At 47.7% G+C, this 3,992-nt stretch carries 5 protein-coding genes and 1 pseudogene; 2 read left to right on the top strand and 4 right to left on the bottom strand.

The window, feature by feature from the left end; all coding sequences use genetic code 11:
* The 4 genes and pseudogenes from Q0238_RS04735 to Q0238_RS04750 all read right to left on the bottom strand — a co-directional run.
* A pseudogene (locus Q0238_RS04735) lies at window positions 1–233 on the bottom strand (hypothetical protein); the annotation flags it as partial.
* 157 nt (window positions 234–390) lie between these two features.
* Entirely contained in the window at window positions 391–801 is a 411-nt protein-coding gene (locus Q0238_RS04740) for an Rrf2 family transcriptional regulator (protein WP_297943382.1), read from the bottom strand.
* An 81-nt stretch (window positions 802–882) separates the two neighbouring features.
* Window positions 883–1,518, bottom strand: a complete 636-nt coding sequence (locus Q0238_RS04745) for an NAD(P)H-binding protein (protein ID WP_297943384.1) — start codon at window positions 1,516–1,518, stop codon at window positions 883–885.
* Window positions 1,519–1,655: 137 nt separating this feature from the next.
* Window positions 1,656–2,030, bottom strand: coding sequence for a cupin domain-containing protein (locus Q0238_RS04750; protein ID WP_297943386.1), 375 nt, complete (start codon window positions 2,028–2,030; stop codon window positions 1,656–1,658).
* A gap of 77 nt (window positions 2,031–2,107) precedes the next feature.
* Between Q0238_RS04750 and Q0238_RS04755 the strand changes: the two genes are divergently transcribed.
* On the top strand, window positions 2,108–2,332 hold the full coding sequence (locus Q0238_RS04755) for a hypothetical protein (protein ID WP_297943387.1): 225 nt from the start codon (window positions 2,108–2,110) through the stop codon (window positions 2,330–2,332).
* A 52-nt stretch (window positions 2,333–2,384) separates the two neighbouring features.
* Window positions 2,385–3,341 (top strand): cation diffusion facilitator family transporter, encoded by a 957-nt coding sequence (locus Q0238_RS04760; protein WP_297943388.1) that lies wholly within the window; start codon window positions 2,385–2,387, stop codon window positions 3,339–3,341.
* Window positions 3,342–3,992: the final 651 nt, after the last annotated feature.

Raw genomic sequence — 3,992 nt, forward strand, 5'->3', positions numbered from 1 at the left:
ACGTTTTTCGGGTTTGAATTGTAATCTATATCCCAGTAGCGAAATGCAAAACTTTGCATCTCCGCTTCGCTTACATACTTATCAAGTCCCGCTTCTTTAGTAGTATCGGAGCCTATCGTAATAGTGTAGTGAGATTGAGATTTATGAAGTCCTACTCTTCCGCTTACGAATAGATACAAAATAAGGCAAGCAAAAACTGCGATGAATTGCAATATGGCTTTTAGATATTTCAAAATTTCCCCTTAGAATTAATTAGGAGGATTATATCTTAAATCAAATTAAACCGAAATTTTACATGGCGGGCGGGTAAAATTTTATATAAATTTAGCCCGCAAGCCTTGAAATTCGAGCAAATTTAGAAGATAAATGCGTATTTAAATTTTAACAGCTCTATCCCAGATCGTTCAAAAGATCCGCCAAGCTCACGCTTGATAGGGATTTTTTAAAATCATTCTGAATGCGAGCAAAGCGCGGCGCGAGTACCGCCTCGATCTTTCCGCCCACGGGGCAGGCGCTAGGCGAGCCTTTGTGCAGGCGAAACATCGCGCCCTCCTCGCTCACCGCCTCGTAAATGTCTAAAAGCGTGATGAGCCGCGCGTCGCGAGCCAGTGTGATGCCGCCCACGCCCGCGGTCGTGAGCACTAGAGCTGCGTTTTTCAGCTGCGAGATCAGCTTGCGCGCGATGGCGGGGTTTATCCCCGAGCTTGCGGCGACGAAATCGCCCGTGACCTTCTCCTCGCGAAAATACGCGACGCAAAGCATGATGTGCACCGCGAGTGAAAATTTGATACCTACTTGCATAACCAGCCTTGATTTAAATTTAAAAACCGCACGTTGGTTTCGTGCGGCGTTATTTTAGCTAAATTACGCAAAATTTTAAACTCACGCCCTCTCGCCGACTGCGGTAAAGCGCTTTTGTACGAAATTTCTATTTTTTAGCTCGTCAATGATCGCAATCGCAAGATCGGCGTAGCTAATATAGCTCTCGTTTTGCGAGTTTAGTATAACGTGATCGTTACCGAGCACGTATTTGCCCGTGCGAGCGCCGTTTGCGTCGTAGTCTCCGGCAGGCGAGACGTATGTCCAGAGCACGCCCGTTCTACCTTTTAGCTCAAAAAACGACTCCGCCGTAGCCTTTGCGACGCCCATGTACCCGGCAGGAAAGCTTGGCGTATCCATAACCATCGTCTGCTTATCATCCACGTATAGCGTACCCGCGCCGCCAACGACGAGCAGCCTCGTTTTCGTACCGCTAAGCGCATCTGCTAGGTGTTTTGCTACCTTTTTATGAAGGGGGAACGTTTCTAGCGTCCAAGCCGCAAATGCGCTGATAACGGCGTCAAAGCCCTCCAAATCGGCTTTGCTAAGCTCAAAAACGTCTTTATAAACGACTTTTACGTCGCCGTTTTTATACTCTTTGTTTCGCACGATCGCCGTTACGTCATGCCCTTGTTTTAGGGCTTCTTGCACTAAATTTGAACCTGATTTTCCATTTGCTCCGATGATTGCTACTTTCATTGTTTCTCCTTTAAATTTGATTTTATTTGCTTGCTCGCGTAGCCGCTACGGCTCATGCGCCCGCACATTTGGCGGCATCTTGCCCACCGCACAGTTTAAAATTTACGCTCGCGTTTGCCGCGCCCGTCCCGCGAAATTTACAGCCAGCTCGGCTTTACATCGTCGTTTATCACGCCGTCGCCGTTAGTGTACTGCTCCAGGCTGCCGCGTTTAGTTTGGATACAGATAAACTTCATCCCCTGCGCGCCCGCCTTGAAGCATCTCTTGCCGTCCGGATCGATGCGGATCGCGTCGCCCTCGCTGACCGCCTTCTCCTCGCCGTCTATAAAAAGCGTGCCGCCGCCTTTTAGCACCAAGTAAAGCTCCTCGTTTTGCTTGTGCGAATGCACGAACGGCACGCTCGCGTTTGCGGGAAGCTCATTGATAGAAAGCTCGCAGCCGCTTAAGCCTAGAGCTTCTTTTAGCTCGACTCTCGGTTCGTTTTTCGTTGAAACGATCTTGTAGTTTGACATCTTTTTCTCCTTAGAATTTTTTGTTGTAATCTTATAGCTTACAACCAATGAACGAAGTATAATAAAATTTTGTTGTAATGTCAAGAGTTACAGCAAAAATTCCGAAAAATTTGACGCAAATTTTAAAATCAGCTAAAATCCGCGCGATTTTAAACAAAGGAATTTTATGCAAAATAGCGCATTTTAAGACCTTTGCGATCGGTTCCAACAACATGCTGAGGCTGATAGAGGAGTTTAGCAAGCTAAAAGACATCGGCAAGCGCGTAGATGCCGGACTAGAAGGCGATATAGATAAAATTTAAGCGCTTTTTTGAGGTATAATTTAACTAAAATTTGCCCAAAAGCGAGGTCAAAATGCACGAAAATCACGCCCATTGCGCGCGTTCACACACGTCAAATAAAACCGTTTTGAGAAATTCTTTCCTTATGATATCCGCTTTTATGCTGATCGAGGTCGCGGGCGGCTTCGCGACAAACTCGCTCGCCCTACTCTCCGACGCCGGGCACATGCTATCAGACGCTGCGGCGCTCGGGCTTTCGCTGTTTGCGTTTAAATTCGGCGAACGCAAAGGCAATCTGCAAAAGACCTTCGGCTACAGGCGGATCGAAATTTTAGCCGCGACGATAAACGCTCTCGCCCTCGTCGCGATCGCCGTTTTTATCGTCATTGAGGCGGCGCGGCGCCTGCAAAATCCGCCAGAAGTAGCCACCGCTGGCATGCTCGCCATCAGCACGCTGGGACTCGCCATCAACATCGTCGTGGCGCTATATATGCTGCGCGGCGACGACGTGAGAGAAAACGTCAATATGCGCGGCGCCTACCTGCACGTGCTGGGCGATGCCCTGGGCTCGGTGGGCGCGATCGCGGCGGCTTTGGCGATGATGTGCTTTAGCTGGGGCTGGGCGGACGCGGCGGCTAGCCTGCTCGTGGCCGCGCTCATCGTAAAAAGCGGCTGGGGCGTGCTAAAAGAGAGCCTAAACATCCTGATGGAGGGCTCGCCAAAGGGCGTGTGCCTGGACGCGCTCGTCGCGCAGATCAGGGGCGTGGATGGCGTGCTTTCGGTGCACGACCTGCACGTCTGGAGTATCACAAGCGGCGCAAACGCGCTCACGGCTCACATCGTGGTTAGCGGCGAGCTGAGCGTGCGCGAAGCGGAACGGATCATGGTCGAAATATCGCACGAAATGGAGCATCTGGGCATCACGCACACGACGCTACAGCTTGAGAGCAGCGATAACGAATGCGCTGACGAGTTAATCTGCGAAGTAAGATCAAGCGATACGGGCGGACACTTGGGGCATAGTCATTAAATTTTGGATTTGGAATTTTGCTCAACTTATAGTTTTGAAATTTAGCTTGATTTGGAATTTAAAATTTAGTTCGATTTTTAAATTTTAAAATTTTGCCCGCGCCGTGTAATTTCGGAATTTTGAAATTTCGAGATTTTAAATTTTAAAATTTTATGCTCGTTGTGAAATTTTAAATCCTTTCGCGTGGTGGAATTTTAAAATTTCGCCCCGCGGACGCTATTTCAAAATCAGGCGCTGTACGCGCAAAATTGCAAATTTTACGCAACGAATCGCCGTACCATTCAAAACGGCGCCTATGCACGTTTATGGAATTTCTAAATTTGACGAGAACGGTAGGCTAGTGATTACGGCGAAACTTAGCGGACATCTGGGATGGTTTAATTTAGCCAAGCTATCCATTTTTAATAGCGCCAAAATAACACCCACGCAAATGCTACATTTTTAATTTAGTAAAGTATATCGCGCCTCTAAATTTTAAAATTCCGTGCCGCAAATTGAGCTGTAAATCGAGCTGCAAATTTAAACTACTCTCAAAATTTACCTAAATTTCACTCATTATTTTCCTGCCGATTTGAGCCGATTAAAAGCAAATTTGACGTATAATCTCGCGAAATTTCAGGGAGCCGAGGTGCGCAAAAACATAAAATACCT

The organism is uncultured Campylobacter sp., assembly GCF_938045775.1.
GTDB lineage: Bacteria > Campylobacterota > Campylobacteria > Campylobacterales > Campylobacteraceae > Campylobacter_B.

Coding starts and splice junctions, on each gene's coding strand:
- Q0238_RS04760 (WP_297943388.1), top strand. CDS start 2,385: ATGCACGAAAATCACGCCCATTGCGCGCGTTCACACACGTCAAATAAA.
- Q0238_RS04750 (WP_297943386.1), bottom strand. CDS start 2,030: ATGTCAAACTACAAGATCGTTTCAACGAAAAACGAACCGAGAGTCGAG.
- Q0238_RS04755 (WP_297943387.1), top strand. CDS start 2,108: ATGTCAAGAGTTACAGCAAAAATTCCGAAAAATTTGACGCAAATTTTA.
- Q0238_RS04740 (WP_297943382.1), bottom strand. CDS start 801: ATGCAAGTAGGTATCAAATTTTCACTCGCGGTGCACATCATGCTTTGC.
- Q0238_RS04745 (WP_297943384.1), bottom strand. CDS start 1,518: ATGAAAGTAGCAATCATCGGAGCAAATGGAAAATCAGGTTCAAATTTA.